We start from the raw sequence: 22,552 nt of genomic DNA, 5'->3' as shown, positions 1-22,552 counted from the left end.
TTCCCAATTCGGCATATTACACCGGGGAAACTACGCCAATGAACTTCCACAGGGTAAACCTCGATCTGTGGATTGTCAAGAAAGGAATTTGAGGCGAGAAAGCGTCAGCCGTTGAAATCGTCCGGGGTCACCTGGTCCAAGAATTCCCGAAATTGGTCCAGAACTTCCTCGGCCGGGGGCTCTTCCCCCTCAGGCTCGTCGGGCTCCACTGTGTGCCCGGCGGCTTCCAGCACCGACTCGTCGGCGAAAATTGGGGCGCCGGTGCGCACGGCTAGGGCCACCGCGTCGGAGGGACGGCTTGAAATCCGCCGGGCCCCGTTTCCTCCCGCCAATTCCAGTTCGGCATAGAACGTCCGATCCCGCAGTTCGGTGACCACGATTCGCTCGATCCGCACCCCCAAGTCGTCGAGCACGTTCTTGAACAGGTCGTGGGTCATGGGTCGAGGAGTCTCCACCTCTTCCATGGCCAGAGCGATGGCCTGTGCCTCCGCTCCACCGATGAAGATGGGCAGAAGCCGGCAGTCGCCATCGGTTTCCCGAAGCAGCACAATCGGGGCATTCGACGGAAGTTCGATCCGAACCCCGACCAGCTCCATCTCCTTCATCGACTCCACGTTAGTAGAGGATAGAGACATAGGCGTCGGGATCGTCGGCCAATAGACCAGGGTCTCCGATTACCAACCGGTCCAGGTTCCGGTACCGGCCGTCCCAGTCGAGGCCGTAGCCCAGGAAGAACTCATCGGGGGCCTCAAATCCCACAAAGTCGGGCTCCAGCGGCAAGATGCGACGAGCGCTCCGGTTCAACAGCGCGGCCACCGCCACCGAGGCGGCCGACCGGCGTCGCAGCTCTCCCATCAGATAGCCGAGGCTCAACCCGGTGTCCACGATGTCCTCCACCAGCACCACTCGGCGTCCGCCCACATCGCAGTCCAGGTCCTTGACCAGCCGGACGCGGCCCGAGTCGGCCGCAAACCGGGACAGCGCCATGAAGTCCACCTCCACCTCGATGGCCACCGCCCGGACCAGGTCGGCAAGGAAAGGCAGGCTCCCCTTCAACACTGACACCAGCACTACTCCATCGGAGCATTGCTGCGATATCTCAACTGCGACGCGGTCAACGGCCTGCTCTATGGCCTCCCGGCTGGCGAACAACTCTGGGTCGGCGCTCCCCACGGGGCTAGCGGTTCCCAGTGTGGTTGGCCAAGGCATCCCGGAGCAGCGAGAGACGCAGCTCCGAGCCGAGGTTGATCAGCTCCACCAGCACGTCTTGGGACTGCTTGCGGGACTTGGGCGTACGCTGCATCACTAGCGGCATGATCCGCTGCTCCAGCAGACCTGCCTCCCGCTCGGCGGCCGATTTGTAGGCCCGCAGATGGCGGGGCTCCAGCCCATGGGCCAAGAACCCGGCGGCCACCTTGGCCACGATGACCGCTTCGGCGCCGTAGTGCGAGAGCGCTCCGTCGTCCAAGGGCTCGATGAGGCCGAATTTTTCAAGCTCGACGACCTTGGAGCGGCTCAGCCCGCTGGCCGACGCCAGCTCGTCGAGGGTCAGCGACACCGACACCGCCCCGGTGTCCAACGGGTTGGGACGCCCGGACGTCCGAGAGCGAGGGGCGGCTTCGTCCTCGCCGGACTCCCCGCGTCCGTCCACCTCATCGAAACCTTCACCGTCGATTCGCTCCTTGATGACCTTGAGGGGCAGGAAGTGATCCCGTTGCTGCTCCAGAATCCACCGCAGCCGGTTGATGTCGGCCTCGGTGAATTTCCGGTACCCAGACTGGTTGCGCTCGGGATCTATGAGGCCCTGGCTCTCAAGAAAGCGGATCTTCGAGATGCTTATGTCGGAGAACTCGTCTTTCAGCAGGTCCAAAACCTGGCCGATCGACCGGTACTGGACGGTCATTCGCTGGTCCCGTCGTAGAACACCAGCTTAAATCGGCCGATCTGGAGCTCGTCGCCGTTCTTCAAGCCGGCATCCTCCACTCGCCGACTGTTCAGATAAGTGCCGTTCAGCGAGCCCATGTCCTTGACGTGTTGCACCAGGCCGTCCCGATAGACCTCGGCGTGCCGCCGGGACACCGTGATGTCGTCCAAGAAAATGCCGGAGTCGGGATGGCGACCCACGGCCACCCGGGCATCGGACAACTCGAATCGGCTGCCCGCGGTCGGCCCCTGGGTTACCACCAATACCGCCGGAAGCCTCACCAGATCGGCTTCGAGCTCCAACTCGGTGGTCGGCTCGTCCACCGAGCCAGCCCCGTCAGGGTCGCCAGTCGGTTTGAGGAAATAACCGCACGAGGCACAGAAGTTGACCCCAGCCTCGCTGACATAGCCGCATTGCGGGCAGACGACCCCTTGGGTCTCTCCATCATCAGGTCGGGAGGTCAATCGACGGTCTCCGTCAGCTCGGTGTAGGCCGCCGCGTCCAGGAGGCTGTCCAGTTCCGACAGATCGGAGGCCTCGATCACGCAGATCCACCCCTCTCCGTAGGGGTCCTCGTTGAGCCGCTCGGGGTGGTCGATCAGATCGGTGTTCACCTCGACGATGGTGCCGCTCAGCGGCGCGTATATCTCTGACACCGACTTGGTGGACTCGACCTCGCTGAACGGATCGCCGCTGGCCACGTCGGTCCCCACCGGAGGAAGATCGATGTAGACGACGTCGCCCAAGGCATCCTGGGCGTAATCGGTGATGCCCAAGCAAACCCGGTTGCCATCAACCCTGGTCCATTCGTGGTCTTCGGAATAGCGGAGTTCAGCCGGTACGTTCATTGAGGACACCGTACCGGCTGGCGGGAAAACTCTCAACCTCAGCTTGAGGCTGCGGTTCGGCCCGCCCTTCCCTCGGCCAGGGCCTGGCGGGCCCGGGGGATGTACTCCACCGCGGCGTAGTAGCTGAGCACCAACGACGGGATGCCCAAGCCCCAGCCGACGCCCCGCAGCGCGGTGCCCCCTCCCACGCTCGAGTCGCCGAGCAGCAAGAACGGCAGAGCGAACATGAGGCCGAACGTGGACGTCTTGCCGGTCCAGGTCACATCGATCCTGCGAGCCCCCATTGCTGCCAGCACCACTGTGGCCAGCGATACCGCGGCCTCCCTCGCCAGCATGGTCACCCCGAATGCCGCATGGAGGGAGCCGTCCACCATCATCGCCACCACCGCGGCCAAGAACATCAGGCGGTCGGCCGTGGGGTCCAGGATCTTCCCCAGCTCGGAGCCCTGGTCCAATCGCCGGGCGATGTAGCCGTCAACCCAGTCGGTGGCCCCCAGCACGCCGAGCAAGATGGCCGCCCCGGCCCGGTTTCCCATGCCCAGAAGCAGCACGCAGAACACCGGCACGCACGCCAGCCGCAGCATCGATATGAAGTTAGGAACCGTAAGCACCGGCCGCCCCGACATAACCAGGTCATACTATGGGCAGATGGCCAGCGTCTTCTCCATGATCATCAACCGCGACCTACCCGGACACTTTGTATGGGAAGACGACGACTGTGTGGCCATCTTGTCCATCAACCCCATACAGACCGGCCACGCGCTCGTCGTGCCCCGAGCCGAGATCGACCACTGGCTGGATGTGCCTCCCGAGTTGGCCGCCCATCTGATGGTCGTGGCCCAAGAGGTGGGTGCTGCCCAGATGGCCGCATTCGGACCGCCCCGGGTCGGCCTCATCATCGCCGGCCACGAGGTGCCCCACACCCACTTGCACGTCATCCCGATGTTCGACATCGGCGATCTGAGCTTCGCCAACGCCAAAGCCTCGGTTCCCCCCGAAGAGCTGGCCGAGGCCACCGAGGCTTTGCGCTCCCACATCTCCGGGAGTTAGCGCCGAGCTAACTCTGGATCACATTGCGGAGCCGGTAGACGCGCAGGCCCGCAACCCCCTCTTCCATCTCCAGGCGCTCGAAACCGGTCCTCCGGATGTCCAAATCGAAGCTCTCGACATCCAGAGGACTCCATTCGGGGGCAGACTCGGCGTCGAACACGATCCACTCCACCTTGGGGGTGGCAGCCACCGCGGCACTGTCGGGGTCGTCTCCGGCATGCAGCACATACAGCCGGGTACGGTCCGACAGCAGGGGAAGGACATGCTCTGAAGCCCGCACCGACGCATCGGGCGGAATCAGGTCGGCGGCCTCTTGGCGGGCGATGTCCATCGTGTCGCGCTGGCCCCAGTTCCACGGCCTCTCATACAGAGAGCTCGGGGCATCGCTCAAGAAGAAGAGGCTGGCCATCAGAACCAGTGCGGTGAGCAGGCGGCGGTCCACGTTGACTCGCTCCACCAAGACTCGACCCGACCGGGCCAGCGCGAACACCGTGGCCGCAAAGACGAACGGGATCATCGGCACCGTCTGGGAGGCATCTGCCAACGGGCCGGAGGGCACGTCGGCCACCAGGTACACCGCGAACAGAGGAAGCACCGGCAGCACATAGCGGGGCGCCACCAGCGGCAGCAGCATGACCGGGGCCAACAGGAAGACGATCATCTGGAAGTTGGCCTGCGACACCGCGTCGGCCACTACTTGGTGGGGGGCGGAAATGAAGCCCCACAGAACCGAGCCCGGATGGCTGCTGCCGAAGTCGGAGAACGCCTCGATGTGGGGGAATCGCCCGCCGTTGAATCGAGGCTGGATGGCCGTCATCGCCACCAGCCCATAGGCCAGGCCGCCGAGGGAAATGGCGGTTCCGGGGCGGCGGCGACCCTCCAGCAGCACCAGCAGGCCCAGCCCGGAAAGGGCGAAGGCCAGGTCCGCCCGGCAGGTCACCACCACCAACGCGAACACCGCGAACCAGTTCCACCGCCCCTTGAGGGCAGTGAGCACTGCGGCAAACAGCGCGGGCACGGCCAAGGCCTCAGGGTGGAAGTCGGAGAGGTTGATCGAGTGGACCGCCGGATAGGCGCAGTAGGCGAAGACCACCGCAAACGCCGCTCCCGACTTGAGGCCTCCCACGTCGCGGGCGATGCGCCACAGCGGCACCACGGCCAGCCCCAACGCCGCGGCTTGCAGGCACAAGAGGGTGGGCTGGTCGGGAAACAGGGCGACCAGCCCGGCCACAGGGTAGAGGATGAACGCGGCCTGCTCCCACAGCAGGTTGTGGCCGGCCACGCTGGAGCGCGGCTCGTAGCCCTCGCCGATGAGCCACAGCCCTTGAAGGTGGGCCGACAAGTCGGCCCCGGCATCCAGCTGATGGGCCCGAGTCAGAGCCAGACCCGAGAGGGCCACGCCCAGCAGCACCGCGATGATCCACGGGACAGCCTGGTCGAACCGCTGGGTGTCGAGGCGGGCCTGCCCGCGCAGCGAGAAAATCTCCAGCCGGCGCCGCGACTGGGCCAGCGTGACCTTGGCCTGCTCTAGATCCACTACCCGACCAGCACGGTCTCGGTGTCGCGCCCTGACCGCAGCAGGGTGCCGGGCCGAGTATCGGTCGCCTGCCCATCGCTCACGATCAGCTCCCCGTTCACCAGCACCTGGTCGACGCCGACCGAGTCGGCGAACAGCCGGGGTGAGCCGCCCGGCAGGTCGTCCACCATGCGCATGGTGCCGGAGTCGATCGTGTCGGGATCGAATACCACGAGATCGGCGCGCCATCCCTGCTCGATGCGGCCTCGCTCTCGCAGACCGAACAGCCGGGCCGGGGCGTCGGTCAGCATGTGAATGGCCGTCTCCAGCGAAGCCAGCCGCCGGCCCCGCAGGCAGTCGCCCAAAAACGCGGTGGTGTAGGGGGCGCCGCACATTCGGTCGAGGTGGGCACCGGCGTCGGAGCCGCCCAAGAGCGTGTGCTCGCTCTGCCATGCCTCGGCCCGCAGCCGCCAGCTCTCGTCATCGTCGTCGGTGGGTGCCGGCCACAGCACGGTGCGCAGCTCGTCGGCCAGCACGATGTCGACCAGGGTGTCGAAGGGCTCGGTTCCCCGCTCCGCGCCGATTTCGGCCACGGTGCGCCCGGTGAAGCCGTCGTTGGCCGAACTGAAGATGTCGCCGATCCGATAGCCACCCCATCCGGTGAGCCGGCTGAACACCCCGGCGTCGGGCGAGGCTGCCCGCTCGGCCAAATGCACTCTGGTTTGGGGATCGGCGAGGCGGGCCATGCGCTCGGCCACCGGTAGGCCCAGCACCTCTCCCCAGTCGGGCAGCATGTTGAGGGCGCAGTAGTTGAGGAAACTCATGTTCATGCCCACCAGCACCGGCATGGTCAGCGCCACCACCCGGGCTCCGTGCTCGGCGGCCCGCACCGAGGCGCCGAGCTGTTCCCGGTAGCGGTCGGGGTCGGCCGAGTCGATGGTGAGCACATTCCAGTTGAGCGGTCGCCGGGCGGTTCGACTCATGGCCACCATCAAGTCGAGCTCATCTGCGGTGAAGCCCTGCATGCAGCCATCGGTGACGTACTCCAGGGTGGTGCCCTCATGCTCTGACACCACCGAGCACAGCGCGACCACCTCGTCGTTACTGGCGAATCGGGAAGCTACCGGAACGCCATCGCCGTCGTTGTGGGTGTAAGACAGCGAGGTGGAAAAGCCCAGACCGCCCGCGGCGATGCCCTCGGCCAACAGGGCCTTCATCGTCTCAAGCTGGTCGGGGGAGGCTTCGTTGCCGGTGGCGTCGGCACCCATGACCGCCCGGCGGATGGCGCAGTGGCCCACCAGGAACCCGGCATTGACTCCCAGGTTGCCATCCAAGCGGGCCAGGTAATCGGAAAAAGTACGCCACGACCAGTCCAGCCCGGTCTCCAGGGCGGTGAGCGGCATGCCCTCCACTTTGGCCATCATCCGCTGGAGGTAGGGGGCGTCGCCGGGATTGAGGGGCGCCAGGGTGAATCCGCAGTTGCCGCCGATAACGGTGGTAACCCCGTGCAGGTTGGAGGGAGAGGCGGCCGGATCCCAGAAGAGCTGGGCGTCGTAGTGGGTGTGGGGGTCCACAAAGCCGGGGCAAACCACCCGGCCGGTGGCATCTATCTCGCCGTGCCCCGAGTCGGCCACTTCGCCAACGACCGCTATACGCCCACCCTCGATACCGACGTCACCCGAATAGCCCGGACTACCTGAGCCGTCGACAATCGTGCCGCCGCGGATAACCAGGTCCAACACGGCCCCAATTCTACTTATCCGCATGGGGCTCCCCCGACCAACACTGCGATAGACACCGATGGGCCCCAATCCCACTTATCCGCATGGGGTGCCCTCGTGCAGCCGCACTATGCTCCCTGCGTTGCGGGCTGTGGCGCAGCTTGGTTAGCGCGTCGGTCTGGGGGACCGAAGGTCCCGGGTTCAAATCCCGGCAGCCCGACCAATTGTGCATCCCCTCAGAACAGCAGGGCGATGCCGTCGATGGCGCGCCAGGCGAGGTACACGCCGGCGGCGGTGATGGCTAGCCAGAAGTGCCAGGGGACTCTCTGAGGGGTCGGGGCATCTACCTCCGACGGGGCTTCGACCGCAGCACCGCAGGTGGGGCACTCCCCCGCTTCTGTGACCGAGGAGGGGTTCCAGAACCGCTCACAGGACTCGCACCACGGCATCCATTTAGCTTGCCATTGTCAGCCCGTTTTTCCGCATACGGCCAACAGGGGCGTTGTCTTGCCCTTGTCGAAAGCCAAGCGATAGCGTGCTTTTCCGGCAATTGCTCACTTATCCGGAGGGAATCCCTGCAATGAGAATGAAATCCAAGTTGCTCGCGCTCGTCGCCCTGCTGTTTGCCTTCGCCCTCGTGGCCGGAGCCTGCGGCAACGACGACGATGACGCGCCGGCCGCTTCCACACCAGCTCCTACCGCCGCGCCGGCAGAGGAGATGCCTGAGGAAGAGCCAATGGTCGAGGAAGAAGCTCCTGAAGAAGAGGAGATGAGCCTAGCTGGGACCGTGGTCAACATCCTCGGCCCGGAGACCGGCCCGGAGGCCGAGGGATTCTTGGCCGGCTTCGAGCCGTTCGAGGCTCGTACTGGCATCGAGGTGCAGTATTCCGGCACTCGGGACGCCACCACAGAGCTGAACTTGGCTCTGGAAGGCGGCAACCCGCCCGACATCGTGATCATCCCCCAGCCGGGCCGGATCATCCAGTTCGGTGAGTCCGGTGACGCCGTGGCCCTGCCCCAGTCGCTGCTTGACAGCATTTCCGGCGCCTACGACCCGTTCTGGTTCGACCTGGCCACCACCGGTGGGCAGGTGTACGGCGTGCCCAACAAGGGCGATGTGAAGAGCCTGGTGTGGTACAGCCCGACGCTGTTCGCCGAGAACGGCTACGAGATCCCCAGCACCTGGGCCGAGCTCGAGGCGCTGACTGACCAGATCAAGGCCGACGGCCTCACCCCCTGGTGCATCGGCATCGGGTCGGGCGACGCCACCGGCTGGGTGTTCACCGACTGGATGGAGGACATGATGCTCCGCCTCCAGGGTCCCGACGTCTATGACCAATGGGTGTCCCACGAGATTCCGTTCAACGACCCGCGAGTGGTCGAAGTTGCCGAGTTTGTGGGCGACATCTGGTTCGAGGAGGGCAACGTGCTCGGTGGTCGCGACCTGATCGCCGCCACCGGCTTCAAAGAGGCTTCCCTGCCGATCGCCGACGGCGACTGCGTGCTGCACCGCCAGGCCAGCTTCGCCGGCGCCTTCTACACCGAAATCGGCGCATCGCTCGGCCCCAACGGCGACGTCAACGTGTTCTACCTGCCGACTGTCAGTGACGAGTTCGGCACCGTCGTCCTCGGGGCGGGCACCCACGCGGTGGCCTTCACCGACAAGCCCGAGACCCTGGCTGTGATGGAGTACATCGGCACCGCCGAATACGCCAACGCCCGGATCACGGCTGACAAGGGCGGATTCCTCTCGCCCAACCGCGAGCATGACACCTCGCTGTACAGCTCGGACTTCGATCGCGGCCTGGCCGACATCCTGGTGAGCGCCGATCCGTTCCGGTTCGACGCTTCTGACCTGATGCCGGGCGAGGTCGGCGCCGGCGAGTTCTGGCGCTCTGGAACCGACTACGTGTCGGGCTCCAAGACGGCCCAGGAGTTCGCCGACGACACCGAGAACGCTTGGCCGTAGCCGAATGCCAAATACTCAGTCGTTAGCGGCTGAACAACTCTGAGCTGAACAACTCTGAACAGGGCCGGGGGCGGCATTTTCGCCCCCGGCCCCGTCGCGTTCACGCGCCAGCCCCGGAGTACCGCCTAGGGTAAGAGCGCCATGGGCCAGATCGTCACCATGCTCATTAGCGTTGCCGGTGCGCTGGCTGTTACCGCGGTGCTGTTCATCGGCGCTGATCGAACCGTTGACTCCACCCTGAACCGGTGGTCGGCGTTCACGGCCAGCATCGGGGCGGTATTGGGCCTGATCATCGGGGCCGTGCTCCAGCACAACGGATGGGTGCCCCAGGGACCGTCTATCGGCGGCCCATTCTCCGAGGGATGGCTGGCCATCGTCATCAGCGGGCTGATCGGTGGGGGCTTGGGCATGGTTGCGGGACGAGGACTGGTCCCGACCCTGGAGCGGCGCATCCGCTTGGAAGGCGGACTCAGGCCTTGGGTGTTCGTGGGCCCGGCTCTGCTCTTCGTCGTCGGCGGCCTGGTCATCCCCGGATTTCGCACCATGTGGTTGTCGCTCAAGAACGGTCCGAGAGGTCGGGAGCCTGGCTTCACCATCCAGCACTACGAGGAGATCTTCACCGACCGCACCTTCTTCTCCGTCGAAGGATGGACCTCGATCTTCACCAGCCGGCTCTTCATCGTAGGCCTGGCCGCCGCCGCGGTGGCCGTCATCGCCGCGTGGGCCAGCGCATCTCGAATCGTCGGCGGCCCGCAGAGAGTCAAGGCGGCCAGAGGAACCATGAGAGTGCTGAGCGGTGTCGCTGCCCTCATTGGAATCGCCGCTCTGGCCAGCTTCGTTGAATCGCTGGTCCGCGAGCCAAACCGATCAGCGATCGTGGACGTGCTCACCGTGGTGGTGTCGAGCCGAATCACGCTGGCCATCGTGGCCGCGGTGACAGCCATCCTCGTGGTGGCGTGGCTGCTGGCCCGGTTGCGCAGGGGTGATCTGGAGATGGACTGGGGGTCGCCAACCTCATCCATGATGCTGGTGCTCGCCATCGGCCTGGGCATCTTCGGCGCGCTGTCCACCCTGCGAGGCGTGGTGTGGAACAACATCTGGTGGGTGGTCACCGTGGCCGGGCTGTCCACCGTGTTGGGATTGCTGCTGGCCATCCTGGCCGAGCGGGCCCGGGGCGAGCGGGTGGCCAAGACCCTGATCTTCATGCCCATGGCCATCTCCATGGTGGGCGCCGCGGTGATCTGGGACTTCATCTATGAGGTCCAACCCACCGGCAATCAGACCGGACTGCTAAACGCCATCCTCCAGGGCATCGGATTCCAACCCCGCGGCTTCTTCATCAACTCGTCGATGATCCCGTGGAACAACTTCTGGATCATGTTCATCATGGTGTGGATCCAGACCGGATTCGCCATGGTCGTGTTGTCGGCCGCCATCCGAGCCGTTCCCGAGGAGCTCACCGAGGCGGCCCGGGTAGACGGAGCCAATGAGATCCAGGTCTTCTGGCGGGTGATCGTCCCTCAGATCCGCCCCACCATCATCGTCGTGGTCACCACGCTCATGGTGATCGTCACCAAGGTCTTCGACCTGGTGAAGGCCACCACCAACGGCGCCAACCGCACCAACGTGCTGGCCAACGAGATGTTCGACCAGCTGCGCGACCGCAACTTCACCTCCAGCAGCGCGTTCGCTGTGGTGCTGCTGGCCCTGGTGCTGCCGGTGATGATCTACAACATCCGCCGACTCCAATCGGAGCTGAGATGAGTACCGGGCATGAGACGGGATCGGAGCTGAGATGAGTCCGGTTGACAAGGCGCTCATGCCCACCGGCCAGCGGATCCGCCGACTGGCGGCCACCACCCCCAGCTGGGTGATGTGGCTGATCGTGGTGGTCTGGACCGTGCCCACGTTCGGGCTGTTCATCTCTTCGTTCCGCAAGGTGCCAGACATCAACAGCTCCGGTTGGTGGACGTCGTGGAACGACATCAACAACCTGACCCTCCAGAACTACCGCGACATCTTCCGGGAGAGCGCCGCTCAGCCGTCCATGTGGGAGTTCGCCCTCAACTCCCTCGCCATCGTGGTGCCGGCCACCATCATCCCCATCGCCATAGCCGCTTTCGCCGCCTACGGATTTGCGTGGATTGAATTCCGGGGCCGCAACTGGCTCTTCATCGCCCTGGTCTCCATGATCGCCTTGCCCAACCAGATGGCTTTCGTGCCGCTGCTCCAGCTGTTCAACAACGGGGCCCGGCTCACCATCCCAGGGGTGGACTGGACCTTCGTGCTGATCCCCGACGTCGGCGTGGCCAACACCGCGGCGGCGGTTTGGCTGACCCATACCGCGTTCGGCCTGCCGCTGGCCGTGCTGCTTTTGCACAACTTCATCAGCCAGCTCCCCCGCGAGGTGTTCGAAGCAGCCCGAATCGACGGCGCCACCCACTTCACCATCTTCTGGCGTTTGGTGGTGCCTCTGGCCCGACCGGCGTTGGCCGCATTCGCTGTCTTCCAGTTCCTGTGGACCTGGAACGACTATCTGATCGCCGCGGTGTTCCTCACCGACAACGAGCCCATGACGGTGGCGCTGGTCAATCTGGTGGGCGAGCGGGGCTCCAACTTCCAGCTCCGCTTCGCCTCCGCATTCGTGATCATGATCGTGCCGCTGATCGTGTTCTTCAGCCTTCAGCGCCACTTTGTGCGAGGGCTCCTGGCCGGCTCCGTCAAGGGCTGAGCGCGCCCTCCCCCATCAGAGGGCATCGGCCACCGCTACCGGCAAGCCTGTCGCCATCGACCGCTGACCGGCAACCCCCATGGCAACGCACAACATGGCGCCTTCGAGAGCCTCTATCGACTGGGTTTGGACGTCGGCGCTGTTGCCGTTGCCGATGGCCTCCAGGAATCGCTGGTGCTCCACAAAGCTCGAACCATGGTGGAACCCCTCGAATGGCGCTTCGACCGGCGTGGGCACAACCTCCACATTGCCGATGGAGTGCTCGCCTCGGCGGCCGATTCGCACAATGTGCTCCGGCACCAGCGCCTCCGCCTTTCCGGCGTCGCCCATCACCGCGAATTCCTGCTGGTTGTGGGTGGCTTCGGCGAACATGCACAGGTCAAGCATGGCCCGGGCGCCGTCGTCGTAGTCCACCACCACGTAGGCGTTGTCGTCGATGTCGGGCGGGCGACCCCCATAGCGCTCGTCGCTGTGGTTCACGGCCTGGCTTCCCGAGGCAAACACCCGTTCGGGCCGACCGGGCATCACCAAGTTCATCAGGTCGAAGAAGTGGCAGCACTTCTCCACCAGGGTGCCCCCGGTGTTCTCAGAGAACCGGTTCCAGTCGCCCACCTTCGACAGAAACGGGAAGCGGTGCTCCCGCATCGAAACCATCCGCACCCGGCCCAACGCCCCTGCCTCCACCTCTTGGATGAGCCGGGCAAACGGCGCCATGTACCGGTACTCCAACCCCACCCGAATCACCCCGCGGTGTTCTGAGGCCGCGTCAATCACCCGGTGGCAATCGGCCACCGTGGTACACAGCGGCTTCTCCACCAGCACATGCAGGTCGGACCCCAACACATGGCCCAACACCTCGGCATGGGTCATGTTGGGGGTGGCGATCACCACCGCATCGCATACCTCGGCTTCCAACAGGTCTCGATAGTCAGAGAAGCGATCTGCTTGCGGGGCCAAGGCTCCGGCCGCCTCAAGAGACTGTGGGTGGGGATCGGCCAGCGCGGCCACCTCGGCACCGGGGACGTGGGAGACGTTGGCGATGTGCTCACGGCCCATCATGCCGGTCCCAATCACTCCGTAACGGATCACTATTTCCCCTCGAACGACGCTGGCGGAGGCTCGACACGATACCTTGATCCGGTGCCAGAACGCCTTGTCAACCCTGATCCCATCCCCCTCGGTAGCGACTTCCACATCGGACGACTGGGATTCGGCTGCTGGCGACTCGTCGGGCGCTCCGATTCCCGCTACCAAGAGCTCCTGGAGGCGGCCTTGGGGCTCGGTATGAACCTGGTGGACACCGCCGATGTGTACGGACTCGACTGGGGCGGGACCGCCTTCGGCCAAGCCGAGGCCAATCTCGGGCGGGTGCTGGCGGCGGCGCCCGAGCTGCGGGACCGCATGGTTTTGGCCACCAAAGGGGGGATCACGCCGCCCACCCCCTACAACTCCGGCGCTTCGGCCATAACCGAGGCCTGCGAGGCGTCGCTCGCCCGCCTTGGCACCGATGTGATCGATCTTTACCAGATCCATCGGCCCGACCTGTTCACCCATCCCGGAGAGCTGGCCGAGGCACTGGCCGCACTGCGGGAACAGGGCAAGATCCGCGAGGCAGGCGTCTCCAACTTCACCCCCCAGCAGCATGAGGCCCTAGCAGCCCATCTGCCGTTCCCGCTGGCCTCCACCCAGCCCGAGTACTCCGCCGCGGAATTGGGCGCCCTGCGCGACGGCACTTTGGATCTCTGCATGCGCGACGGGGTCGTTCCCCTGGCCTGGAGTCCGCTGGCCGGAGGCAGCCTCGCCACCGGAACCGACGTGCGGCCCGAGCTGATCGCCGCCCTCGACCAGTTGGCCGTGCGCCACGACACCAGCCGAACCGCGGTGGCCCTGGCCTTTGTCCTGGCCCATCCGTCCCGCCCAGTGGCCCTGCTGGGAACACAGAACCCCGAGCGGCTGGCCGAAGCGGCCCCGGCCGCCGCCGTCCCCCTCGAACGGGCCGACGTATACGCCATCATCGAGGCCTCAGAGGGCGTGCCGCTGCCGTGAGCAGTTCGACTCCAGTGGAGGTAGCCTGGTTCGCCGCCTTGTGCGACGACGACTACGAATACCTGGGAGTAGCCGACCCCGAGCTGGCCAGCAGTTGGGAGCACTGCCGAGACATCACCTTGGCCGCCGACCGGCACGGCTTCGACAACATCCTCTTGCCTTCGGGCTACACCCTGGGCATCGACTCCACCGCGTTCGCCGCCGCGGTGGCTCCGCACACCAGCCAGATCCAACTCCTTCTCGCGGTGCGGATGGGCGAGATGTGGCTCCCCCAACTCGCCCGCCAACTGGCCACCATCGACCGGATACTGGATGGCCGCCTCACCATCAACATCATCTCCAGCGACATTCCTGGCGAAGCGCTGGAATCCGAGCCCCGCTACCGCAGAACGCTGGAGTGGATGCAGGTGCTGCGAACGCTGCTCAACGGCCAATCGGTGGATTTCCACGGCGAATTCGTCGATCTGGCCCTCGATCCCCCTCGGGCCACCACCGTGTCGGGCCGCTGTCCCCCCTTCTACTTCGGCGGTTTCTCCGAAGCGGCCAAAGAAACCGCCGCAGCCGCAGCCGACGTCTTCCTCACCTGGCCAGACACGGTTGCCGGTGTCGCGGCCACCGTGGCCGACATGAGGGCCCGAGCTGAACGCCAATCCCGCACCCTGCGCTTCGGGCTGCGCAGCCACGTCATCGTGCGCCCGGCCGCCGAAGAAGCCCGAGAAGCGGCCGCTCGACTGGTCAGCCGGCTCGACGATGACACGGGCGAAGCGATCAGGCGGCGATCGCTGGATGCCGCCTCGGCTGGGGTCAACCGCCAAACCGAGCTTCGGGATCTCAGCGACGCTGATGGCTTCGTGGAGGACAACCTGTGGACCGGAATCGGCCGGGCCCGGTCAGGAGCAGGGGCAGCCATCGTGGGCTCGCCCGACGAGGTGCTGGCCAAGCTGGACGCCTACCGGCAGGCAGGCATCGACGCCTTCATCCTCTCGGGATATCCGCATCTCCCGGAGTGCGATCGATTCGGCAGCATGGTCCTGCCCCAAATCGACCACGGCCCGCTCCTCTGGAACTGAGCTCAGACGCCCCCTGGTCACCCCCGGATGGCCAGGCCGGTTTCCAGATCGAAGAAATGTGCATTCTCCATGGTGACCGCGGCCTCGATCACGTCTCCGGGCTGCACCGCGGTGGTGGGGTGGAACCGGGCGTGAACTCGGGTGGAGTCCTGGGCGGCATCGGCCATCTGGTCCTCAGTCAACTCCAGCGCCTCTTGTGAGATGACCGGCTTGGCGTCCAGTTCGAAGTACGCGATCACCTCATAGCCGAGGGCCTCAGCGTGGGAGACATGCGCACTCACCCTCTGATCGGTGGGGTGGTCGGAGGCGATGGCGGCATCCTCCAAGTCTTTGGGCCGCAGCCCAACCGCCACCGTCGAGCCCAGATAGCGCTCCAGAGCGGGCCGCTGTCCCAGCACCGAGTCGGGCACGGCCAGCGTCTGGCTTCCCAACTGCATCTGCAAGCCTGATTCCTCACGGTGGACCACCGCCTCCATCAGGTTCATCGACGGGGAGCCGATGAACGCGGCAACGAAGATGTTGTCGGGCTCGTTGAACAGCTTCATCGGACTGTCCACCTGCTGCAAGATCCCCCCGCTGATCACTGCCACCCGGTCGGCCATGGTCATGGCCTCCACCTGGTCGTGGGTCACATAGAAGGTGGTAACCCCCACCTCGCGTTGCAACTCGGTGATCTCGGCTCGCATCTGCACCCGGAGCTTGGCATCGAGATTCGACAAGGGCTCGTCGAGGAGGAACACCCGGGGGCGCCGCACGATGGCCCGGCCCATGGCCACCCGCTGGCGCTGGCCGCCCGACAACTGGGCCGGCCGCTTGTCGAGCTGGTTCTCCAACTCCAAGATGCGAGCCGCTTCGTTGACCCTTTCTCTGATCTCAGCCTTGGGCCGCTGCGAGAGCTTCAGCGAAAAGGCGATGTTGTCGAACACGTTCATGTGGGGATAGAGCGCGTAATTCTGGAACACCATGGCGATGTCCCGGTCTTTGGGGGGAAGGGTGTTCACCACCCGGCCCCCGATTTGCAGTGTTCCCGAGGTGATGTCCTCAAGACCGGCGATCATCCGCAGGGTGGTCGACTTGCCGCACCCTGACGGGCCGACCATCACCAAGAACTCGCCCTCGTTGATCTCCAGGTTCAGGTCGGAGACCGCCACAAAGCCGTTGCTGTACTCCTTGTTGACATCCTCAAGTACGACATCGGCCATCTGGGCCCCCTATCGGATCTTCAGCGCTCCGGGCTCGACGAAGCGCAATCCTAACTGGTGGGGATCAGGCCCGGCGGACGGCGAGGATGGCCACGTCGTCGGTGATGGTGCCGTCGGCGAAATCCCGAGCGGCCTCCAGCAGCGACTTGCACAGCACGTCGGGGGAAACGGTGGGATCGCGGCGCAGATGCTGGGAGATGCGGTCCTCGCCGAATTGGGCGTCGCCGTAACGCACCTCGGCCAAGCCGTCGGTGTACATGAGCACCATGTCGCCCGAATCCAAGGGGATCTCCCGGCTGAAATAGGTGCTGTCGGGGTCGAGCATCAACAGGGCCCCAGTGGCCCGCAGCGGCTGCACCTCGCGCTCGTGCCACAGCCAGGCGGCCGGGTGGCCGGCGGAGGCGTAGCGCATGGACTGGGCCTCAGTGTCGAACACCACGATCACCACCGAGATGAACTCCTCGGCCCGCTCAATGGACGACATCTGGGCGTTCAGCTCCTCGAGGGCCTGGGCCGGGTCGCGGAACTGGCGCAGGAACACCCGGAGCAGGTACTTGGCCTGGAATGCGGTGATGGACGACTCGATGCCCCGTCCGGCCACATCACCGATGACGGCAGCCACCCGGGTGGGACCCACCCGGAACACGTCGAAAAAGTCACCGGCCATGACGCCTTCGCCGGCCTGGTACACCCGGCCCATCTCGTAGCCGACGAAGTCGGGCAGGTCGTCGGGGGCCAGCCGCCCCGCCCATGCCTGGGGGGCGAGGTCGCCTTGGCTCAGGGTCTCCTCGGCCCGGCGTTCCATCTCGAACCGCTCCTGGGTGAGGCGGGCCTCGGCCACCGAGCGGCGCCCCCACCACAGCGGGAAGAGAGCGGGTACCACCACCAGGGCCAAGACAGCGGCCACCGCCCGGGACTCCAGCACCGCGGTCAAGGCCGCCACCACGGTCAGGGCTGCATACAACAGGGCGGAGTGGGCATCCCGGCGGAAGCTCGACTGGGCCAAGGTGTGGGCTGCCTTGTAGGCGGTCTCGCCCTCTTCGTCGTACCCCTCCCCCGCGTGGGTGTGCTCAACCCGGAGCAGGAACCGGTAGCGGTGTCGGGCTGCTCGGGCGAAGACGCCGGCGGCGAATGCGCACACACCCGCGGTCAGCACGAGCAGGAGGGTTTCCATCGCAGAAGATTACCCCGCAAAATGGCGGGACTCTTGCCGCTTTTGGGGCAATTGCCGGGGATTACCCGCCCGAACGGCGGCGAACCCGCAGCTTGACCGGCACTGATCCCAAATCGAATGCCTCCCGAAAACGGCGCTCCAGATAGCGCAGATAGGTGCGGGGAAGGGTCCGATTGGCGAACAGCGTGAACGTGGGGGGATCGGCCGCCCCCTGGGTGGCATACAGCACTCGGGCGCCGTCGGGGGCGGGATGGGCGGCCTGGGCGTCGCGCAGCACCCGGTTCACCGCCTGGGTGGGGATCCGCCGCCGATACTCGGCGATCACCCCCCGAAGCTCGGGCAGGAGCCGGTTCAACCCCTTGCCCGACAGGGCGCTCACCCTCAACACCGCGGCGTCGCCCAGAAAGTGCAGGCGGTGGTCGATGTCGAGGGCTATCGCCTCCCGGGCCTCGGTGTCGAGCAGGTCCCACTTGTTGAGCAGCACCACGATGGGACAGCCCGCCCCGTCGATGCGCTCGGCCAGGCGCTGGTCTTGGTGGGTGACCCCCACGGTGGCGTCGACCACCAACAGGGCGATGTCGGATCGGTCGACCGCGGCCAGCGCCCGCAGCAGCGAGTAGTACTCGGTGGCCTGGTCGATGCGGGCCCGGCGGCGCATGCCCGCGGTGTCTACAAACCGGATCGGGCCCAGCTCGGTTTCCACCACGGTGTCGATGGCGTCGCGGGTGGTGCCCGGCTGGTCGTGGACAACCGACCGGTCGTCGCCGATAAGGCGGTTGAACAGGGTGGACTTGCCCGCGTTGGGCCGGCCCACGATGGAGACCGACACCATGTGGGAGTCGGTGCCTGATTCGGTATCTGCCTCGGCGCCAGTCTCCGCGCCGGCCTCATCTCTCCCCGCTGGCCCCTCGGGAAGCTCAGCCATCACCGCGTCCAGCAGGTCGCCCACTCCCCGTCCGTGCAACGCGCTCACCGGGAACGGATCGCCCAACCCCAGGCCGATGAATTCCCAGATGAGGTTCTCGTGAACCTCATCATCCACCTTGTTGACCGCCACCAGCACCGGCCCGGCCCGGCCCCGGAGCCGCCCCGCCACTCCCTCGTCGTCGCCGGTGATGCCCGCCTGGGAGTCCACCACCAATACCACCACGTCGGCATCAGCCATCGACCTCTCGCTCTGGGCAGAGACCTTGGCGTCCATCGAGGCGTTGTCGCCCGCGCCCTGGGGCAGCCAGCCGCCGGTGTCCACCACTGTGAACTCCCGTCCCTGCCAGCTAGCGGGCATCTCCTTGCGGTCGCGGGTCACACCGGGCTGTTCGGCCACGATGGCCTCCCGACGGCCCAGAATCCGGTTCATGAGCGTGGACTTGCCCACGTTGGGCCGCCCGACAATCGCCACTGTGGGCAGGCGTGGCGAGGACGACGGGGATGAACCCGCAGGCAAGGAGCTAGCCATCGAGGGCTCGTCTCAGCGCAGCCCCGTCAGTGGGAACCACTTCCACGGGGCGGGGCAGATCGCCGGGCCGGGTGCCGTCCAAGAACACGCCCTGCGAAAGGCACACATCGGGCAGCAGGTAGCGGTGGCCCTCGGGCTGTTCGGCCAGCGTGCGGGCGATATCGGCGCCCACCAGCAGCCCGGCCACCGCAGTGGTGCCGCCGAAGAATTGGTTCTCCACTGGCACCACCCGCACATCATCACGCCCCAGCGAGGTCACCAGCGGCTCCAGCACCGCGGCCCCGTACTCGCCGGTGACCACCCCCACCGGCGAGCCCTTGCGGGGCCGCAGGCCAATGGGCGTGGAACCGTCGGTCCTCGGTGCCCGGTAGCCCTCGGCGGGCGCCCCCTCCACCCAGGCGAAGAATCCGGGGCGGGTTCCGGTCACCTCCTCGGTCTGACCCGAGAACTCCATCTCCAGCGTGGCCGCCATGCCCACGCCGTCTTCGTGCATGGGAAATCCCTCGTAGGCTTCCGGGTCGGGAAACTCGACCCCGGCCAGCAAGTAGTACTCGTCAGCGGCGAACACCAGTCGGCGGCCCAGAATCTGCCGGTTGATCTCCTGCCATTCGTGAACTGCCTCGACCACTGCAACCGCCTCGGTCCGGGTATGGGGTCTCAGCCGGGGTTCAGAGGTGTGCCGCGACACTCCCAGGGGCACAACGCACACGCTGGCCAGCTCCGGATACTCGTCGGCCACTCCAGCCAGGGTGTCCTCCAGCACATCGCCGTCGTTCACGTCGGGGCAAACCACCACTTGCCCATGTACCTCGATGTCGTGGTCGAGCAAGGCCCGCAGCCAGCGCAGGCTGGTGGCTCCCCGGCGATTCCGCAGCATGTCGGCCCTCACGTCGGGGTCGGTGGCGTGGATGCTCACGTTCAGCGGCGAGAGCCGCTCGGTGACCACCCGCTCCAGGTCGGCTTCGGTGAAGCGGGTCAGGGTGGTGAAGTTGCCGTACAGAAACGAGAGCCGGTAGTCGTCGTCCTTCAGATACAGGCTGGGACGCAGCCCCGGCGGAAGCTGGTAGATGAAGCAGAACTCGCAGTGGTTGTCGCAAGTCCGCACCCGGTCGAACAGCGCCGAGTCGACCTGGGCCCCCAAAGGCTCGCCAGCCTGTTTGAGGACCTCGAGCTCCAGCACCACCCCGTCGCGGCGCACGTCGAGGCTCAGCTCGGGCTCGTCCACAAGCTGCTGGTACTCGATGACATCTTTGGGGACGCTGCCGTTCACGGAAAGCAGCTCATCGCCGACCCTCAGGCCGAATTGCTGAGCCACCGACCCGTCGGCGACCGCTGTGACCCGAGGCGCGGACATGCCTGAAATGATACGAGGCCAAGAATGCTCTGGCCGACCACTAAATTGGTCCCGTGAACGTGGACAAGGTGATCCTGGCTGCTCCCCGGGGGTTCTGCGCCGGCGTGGAAATGGCCATCAAGGCGCTGGCCTGGCTGGTGCGCACCTTCGACGCGCCGGTGTACTGCTACCACGAGATCGTCCACAACAAGTTGGTGGTCCGCCGCTTCGAGAAGCTCGGAGTGGTGTTTGTGGACGACATCTCCGAGGTTCCCGCAGGCCATCCCATCATGTTGTCGGCCCACGGCTCGGCCCCCGAGGTGGTGGAGGCGGCCACCCAACAGGCCAGCTACATGGTGGACGCGGTGTGCCCGCTGGTGACCAAGGTCCACCATGAGGTCAAGGTGCGGGCCGGCAAGGGATACCGCATCGTGTACGTGGGCCACGAAGACCATGAGGAGGCGGTGGGCACTATGGCGGTGGCCCCGGAGGCCATCCACCCAGTGGAGAGCATCGACGATGTGGAGTCGCTCCCCGATTTCGACGATCCGGTGGCCCTGCTGGCCCAGACCACGCTGTCGCATCGTGACTGGGAGGGGGTGCTGCACGCGGCCCGCGACCGGTTCCCCGACATGTGGACACCGGGGCGCAGCGATCTGTGCTTTGCCACCACCAACCGGCAGGCGGCGCTGACCGGCATTGCCGAGCAGTGCGGCACCGTGGTGATCGTGGGCTCGGCCAACTCCTCCAACACCATGGCCCTGGAGAAGCTCGCCCGGGAGCTGGGCTGCGAGCGGGTGTTCCGGGTGAATCGGGCCTCAGAGCTGCCCGACGACATCTCCGGGGTGGTAGGGCTCACCGCCGGGGCCTCGGCCCCCGAGGAGCTGATCAACGAGGTGCTCGACCGGCTCGCCCCCGCCAAAGGGATCGAAGAAGTGTCCATCACCGATGAGGACGAGTACTTTCCCCCGCCCCGCAACCTGCGCGATCTGATTGAGGCCTCCGGTTCGCTGGCCTCCTTCAGCCTGGGAGGACCCCCCTCGCCTCTCCCGATGGTGGACCGCAAGGTGGCGGCCAGCGACGTGCTCGACGGGCTTATTGCCAGCCGCTGAAGCCACCCGTTAGAGGCCAGCCGCTAATCCTAGGCCGGGTCCTGGCGATCCCAGACGGGGATGCCCAGCTCCTGTTGGACCCCATCGAACATGTCTTGGAGGATCTCCCGCAGCTCGTTGGAATACTGGGTTAGGGCATCTCGGTTCACCCGGCCCCGGTGGTCGGTCTCGGGCGGGGCCAGCGGCTCGCCCCACACGAACCGTACGGTTCGAGGCCGGGGCATCCGAACGCCGATGCCCATGGCCCGCTCGGTGCCCCCGATGGCCACCGGCAGCACCGGCACCTGGGCTTTGGCCGCCAGCCAGGCCACCCCGTCCAGCAGCGGGTGGATGCGGGCGCCCGACTTGCGCTCCCCCTCGGGGAACACCACCAGCGGCTGCCCGGCCTCCAGCACCACCAAGGCGGCTTTGAGGGCGCTGCGGTCGATGGTGTCGCGCCTTACAGGGAAGGCACCCATGGTCACCAGCATCCATGTGGTTATCGGACCCTTGAACAAGCCGCTCTTGGCGAAGTAGCGCAGCGGGCGCCCTGCTGATGCCCCGATCATCGGGGTGTCCAGATTGGATCGGTGGGTGGGGGCGATGACCACGCCGCCCTCCCGGGGCATGCTGCGCCGACCTCGGGTGTAGCAGCGGAAATACGCCCCGAACACCGCTCGGGCCAACCGCTGCACGAAGAAGTGGAAAATCACCCCGGCTAGTCGCCCCCTGGCCTCCAGTTCCTCGGGGTGGAGCTCGACCTGGTTCATCCCAATCGGGCGATCAGCTCGTCCACTACCTGGTCGACGGTGAGGTCGGTGGTGTCGATGTGTACGGCATCGGGGGCCTGGGTCAGCGGGTCGTGCTGGCGGCTGGAGTCGGCTGCATCCCGGGCAGCCAGGTCGGCGGCCACCGTCTCATAGTCGAGAGCGCTCACTTCGCCAGCCCGTCGCTCGGCCCGCACTGCGACCGACGCACTCAGATACACCTTGAGCTCGGCGTCGGGAAACACCACCGTGCCGATGTCACGGCCCTCCAAGACCCCTCCGCCTCGTTCCACCGCCCAGGCCCGCTGGCGCACCCGCAGCACCTCTCGCACCCCGGAGATGGCCGCCACCGTGCTCACCGACCGGGTCACTTCCGGGCCTCTGATCTGGGTGGTGGCGTCCACCCCGTCGACGACCACCGTGGTGTCGTTGATTCGGATGTCGCTGGTTCGGGCCAGCTCAACGATGGCTTCGGCATCGGCCAAGTCGACTTCCCGGGCCATTGCCGCGAAGGCCACCGAGCGGTACATCGCCCCGGTGTCCAGATACTCCAGTCCCATCCGCTCGGCCAGCCTCCGGGCCACAGTGGACTTTCCCGATCCGGCCGGACCGTCGATGGCGATCACCCGCACGCCCTCGCCCATCGCCTCGGCGG

The 22,552-nt window shown here is 66.1% G+C and carries 22 protein-coding genes, 1 tRNA gene and 1 pseudogene; 8 read left to right on the top strand and 16 right to left on the bottom strand.

What is annotated here, in order from left to right; translation table 11 throughout:
• Positions 1 to 104: 104 nt before the first annotated feature.
• The 6 genes and pseudogenes from OXG30_14455 to OXG30_14430 all read right to left on the bottom strand — a co-directional run bounded on the left by OXG30_14455 (position 105) and on the right by OXG30_14430 (position 3,397).
• A complete protein-coding gene (locus tag OXG30_14455; GenBank protein MCY4136090.1) occupies positions 105 to 605 on the bottom strand; it encodes a bifunctional nuclease family protein in 501 nt (166 codons plus the stop codon).
• A 10-nt stretch (positions 606 to 615) separates the two neighbouring features.
• The gene (gene hpt, locus OXG30_14450) at positions 616 to 1,173 is read right to left on the bottom strand and encodes a hypoxanthine phosphoribosyltransferase (GenBank protein MCY4136089.1); all 558 of its coding nucleotides are present in this window, start codon (positions 1,171 to 1,173) and stop codon (positions 616 to 618) included.
• Between the two features lie 4 nt (positions 1,174 to 1,177).
• Complete coding sequence (locus OXG30_14445; GenBank protein MCY4136088.1) at positions 1,178 to 1,903, bottom strand: MerR family transcriptional regulator; 726 nt, start codon at positions 1,901 to 1,903, stop codon at positions 1,178 to 1,180.
• Positions 1,900 to 2,193: pseudogene (locus OXG30_14440) on the bottom strand (FHA domain-containing protein). The gene OXG30_14445 and the pseudogene OXG30_14440 overlap by 4 nt, the downstream one beginning before the upstream one ends.
• A 191-nt stretch (positions 2,194 to 2,384) precedes the next feature.
• Complete coding sequence (gene gcvH, locus OXG30_14435) at positions 2,385 to 2,771, bottom strand: glycine cleavage system protein GcvH (protein ID MCY4136087.1); 387 nt, start codon at positions 2,769 to 2,771, stop codon at positions 2,385 to 2,387.
• A gap of 38 nt (positions 2,772 to 2,809) precedes the next feature.
• Positions 2,810 to 3,397, bottom strand: a complete 588-nt coding sequence (locus tag OXG30_14430; protein ID MCY4136086.1) for a CDP-alcohol phosphatidyltransferase family protein — start codon at positions 3,395 to 3,397, stop codon at positions 2,810 to 2,812.
• Between the two features lie 22 nt (positions 3,398 to 3,419).
• On the opposite strand from OXG30_14430, the gene OXG30_14425 reads away from it, so the two are divergent.
• The gene (locus OXG30_14425; protein ID MCY4136085.1) at positions 3,420 to 3,821 is read left to right on the top strand and encodes an HIT family protein; all 402 of its coding nucleotides are present in this window, start codon (positions 3,420 to 3,422) and stop codon (positions 3,819 to 3,821) included.
• A 7-nt stretch (positions 3,822 to 3,828) separates the two neighbouring features.
• Here OXG30_14425 and OXG30_14420 read toward each other — a convergent pair whose 3' ends face one another.
• Entirely contained in the window at positions 3,829 to 5,358 is a 1,530-nt protein-coding gene (locus OXG30_14420) for a DUF2079 domain-containing protein (protein ID MCY4136084.1), read from the bottom strand.
• Positions 5,358 to 7,079 carry a D-aminoacylase gene (locus tag OXG30_14415; protein ID MCY4136083.1) on the bottom strand — a complete coding sequence of 574 codons (1,722 nt, stop codon included), beginning with the start codon at positions 7,077 to 7,079 and terminating at the stop codon, positions 5,358 to 5,360. Before OXG30_14415 ends, OXG30_14420 begins: the two co-directional genes overlap by 1 nt.
• A 124-nt stretch (positions 7,080 to 7,203) precedes the next feature.
• On the opposite strand from OXG30_14415, the gene OXG30_14410 reads away from it, so the two are divergent.
• Positions 7,204 to 7,281 (top strand) — tRNA-Pro (locus tag OXG30_14410).
• Positions 7,282 to 7,294: 13 nt separating this feature from the next.
• Here the strand turns inward: OXG30_14410 and OXG30_14405 are convergent.
• On the bottom strand, positions 7,295 to 7,507 hold the full coding sequence (locus tag OXG30_14405) for a hypothetical protein (GenBank protein ID MCY4136082.1): 213 nt from the start codon (positions 7,505 to 7,507) through the stop codon (positions 7,295 to 7,297).
• Positions 7,508 to 7,638: 131 nt separating this feature from the next.
• On the opposite strand from OXG30_14405, the gene OXG30_14400 reads away from it, so the two are divergent.
• From OXG30_14400 to OXG30_14390, 3 genes are all read left to right on the top strand, one after another.
• Complete coding sequence (locus OXG30_14400; GenBank protein ID MCY4136081.1) at positions 7,639 to 9,027, top strand: ABC transporter substrate-binding protein; 1,389 nt, start codon at positions 7,639 to 7,641, stop codon at positions 9,025 to 9,027.
• 141 nt (positions 9,028 to 9,168) lie between these two features.
• Complete coding sequence (locus tag OXG30_14395) at positions 9,169 to 10,791, top strand: ABC transporter permease subunit (protein MCY4136080.1); 1,623 nt, start codon at positions 9,169 to 9,171, stop codon at positions 10,789 to 10,791.
• Between the two features lie 31 nt (positions 10,792 to 10,822).
• Entirely contained in the window at positions 10,823 to 11,758 is a 936-nt protein-coding gene (locus tag OXG30_14390) for a carbohydrate ABC transporter permease (GenBank protein ID MCY4136079.1), read from the top strand.
• Between the two features lie 15 nt (positions 11,759 to 11,773).
• Here the strand turns inward: OXG30_14390 and OXG30_14385 are convergent, their stop codons facing one another.
• Positions 11,774 to 12,847, bottom strand: coding sequence for a Gfo/Idh/MocA family oxidoreductase (locus tag OXG30_14385; GenBank protein ID MCY4136078.1), 1,074 nt, complete (start codon positions 12,845 to 12,847; stop codon positions 11,774 to 11,776).
• 51 nt (positions 12,848 to 12,898) lie between these two features.
• Here OXG30_14385 and OXG30_14380 point away from each other — a divergent pair, with 51 nt between their 5' ends.
• Entirely contained in the window at positions 12,899 to 13,804 is a 906-nt protein-coding gene (locus OXG30_14380) for an aldo/keto reductase (GenBank protein MCY4136077.1), read from the top strand.
• The gene (locus tag OXG30_14375) at positions 13,801 to 14,874 is read left to right on the top strand and encodes an LLM class flavin-dependent oxidoreductase (GenBank protein ID MCY4136076.1); all 1,074 of its coding nucleotides are present in this window, start codon (positions 13,801 to 13,803) and stop codon (positions 14,872 to 14,874) included. Before OXG30_14380 ends, OXG30_14375 begins: the two co-directional genes overlap by 4 nt.
• 17 nt (positions 14,875 to 14,891) lie before the next feature.
• Here the strand turns inward: OXG30_14375 and ugpC are convergent, their stop codons facing one another.
• The 4 genes from ugpC to OXG30_14355 all read right to left on the bottom strand — a co-directional run bounded on the left by ugpC (position 14,892) and on the right by OXG30_14355 (position 20,060).
• Positions 14,892 to 16,076 (bottom strand): sn-glycerol-3-phosphate ABC transporter ATP-binding protein UgpC, encoded by a 1,185-nt coding sequence (ugpC, locus tag OXG30_14370; protein ID MCY4136075.1) that lies wholly within the window; start codon positions 16,074 to 16,076, stop codon positions 14,892 to 14,894.
• A gap of 64 nt (positions 16,077 to 16,140) precedes the next feature.
• Positions 16,141 to 17,250 carry a PP2C family protein-serine/threonine phosphatase gene (locus tag OXG30_14365; GenBank protein MCY4136074.1) on the bottom strand — a complete coding sequence of 370 codons (1,110 nt, stop codon included), beginning with the start codon at positions 17,248 to 17,250 and terminating at the stop codon, positions 16,141 to 16,143.
• A 61-nt stretch (positions 17,251 to 17,311) separates the two neighbouring features.
• The gene (der, locus tag OXG30_14360; protein MCY4136073.1) at positions 17,312 to 18,649 is read right to left on the bottom strand and encodes a ribosome biogenesis GTPase Der; all 1,338 of its coding nucleotides are present in this window, start codon (positions 18,647 to 18,649) and stop codon (positions 17,312 to 17,314) included.
• A 49-nt stretch (positions 18,650 to 18,698) separates the two neighbouring features.
• The gene (locus tag OXG30_14355; protein MCY4136072.1) at positions 18,699 to 20,060 is read right to left on the bottom strand and encodes a DUF512 domain-containing protein; all 1,362 of its coding nucleotides are present in this window, start codon (positions 20,058 to 20,060) and stop codon (positions 18,699 to 18,701) included.
• A 53-nt stretch (positions 20,061 to 20,113) separates the two neighbouring features.
• Between OXG30_14355 and ispH the strand changes: the two genes are divergently transcribed.
• On the top strand, positions 20,114 to 21,151 hold the full coding sequence (gene ispH, locus OXG30_14350) for a 4-hydroxy-3-methylbut-2-enyl diphosphate reductase (protein MCY4136071.1): 1,038 nt from the start codon (positions 20,114 to 20,116) through the stop codon (positions 21,149 to 21,151).
• 29 nt (positions 21,152 to 21,180) lie between these two features.
• Here ispH and OXG30_14345 read toward each other — a convergent pair whose 3' ends face one another.
• Both OXG30_14345 and cmk read right to left on the bottom strand, forming a co-directional pair.
• Entirely contained in the window at positions 21,181 to 21,900 is a 720-nt protein-coding gene (locus OXG30_14345) for a lysophospholipid acyltransferase family protein (protein MCY4136070.1), read from the bottom strand.
• Entirely contained in the window at positions 21,897 to 22,541 is a 645-nt protein-coding gene (gene cmk, locus OXG30_14340) for a (d)CMP kinase (protein MCY4136069.1), read from the bottom strand. The genes OXG30_14345 and cmk overlap by 4 nt, the downstream gene beginning before the upstream one ends.
• Between the last annotated feature and the right edge of the window lie 11 nt (positions 22,542 to 22,552).

It is taken from the genome of bacterium (assembly GCA_026708015.1).
Lineage (GTDB): Bacteria > Actinomycetota > Acidimicrobiia > Acidimicrobiales > Bin134 > Poriferisocius.
The sequence above is the reverse complement of the archived record's forward strand: the minus strand, read 5'-3'. Positions and strand labels throughout refer to the sequence as shown.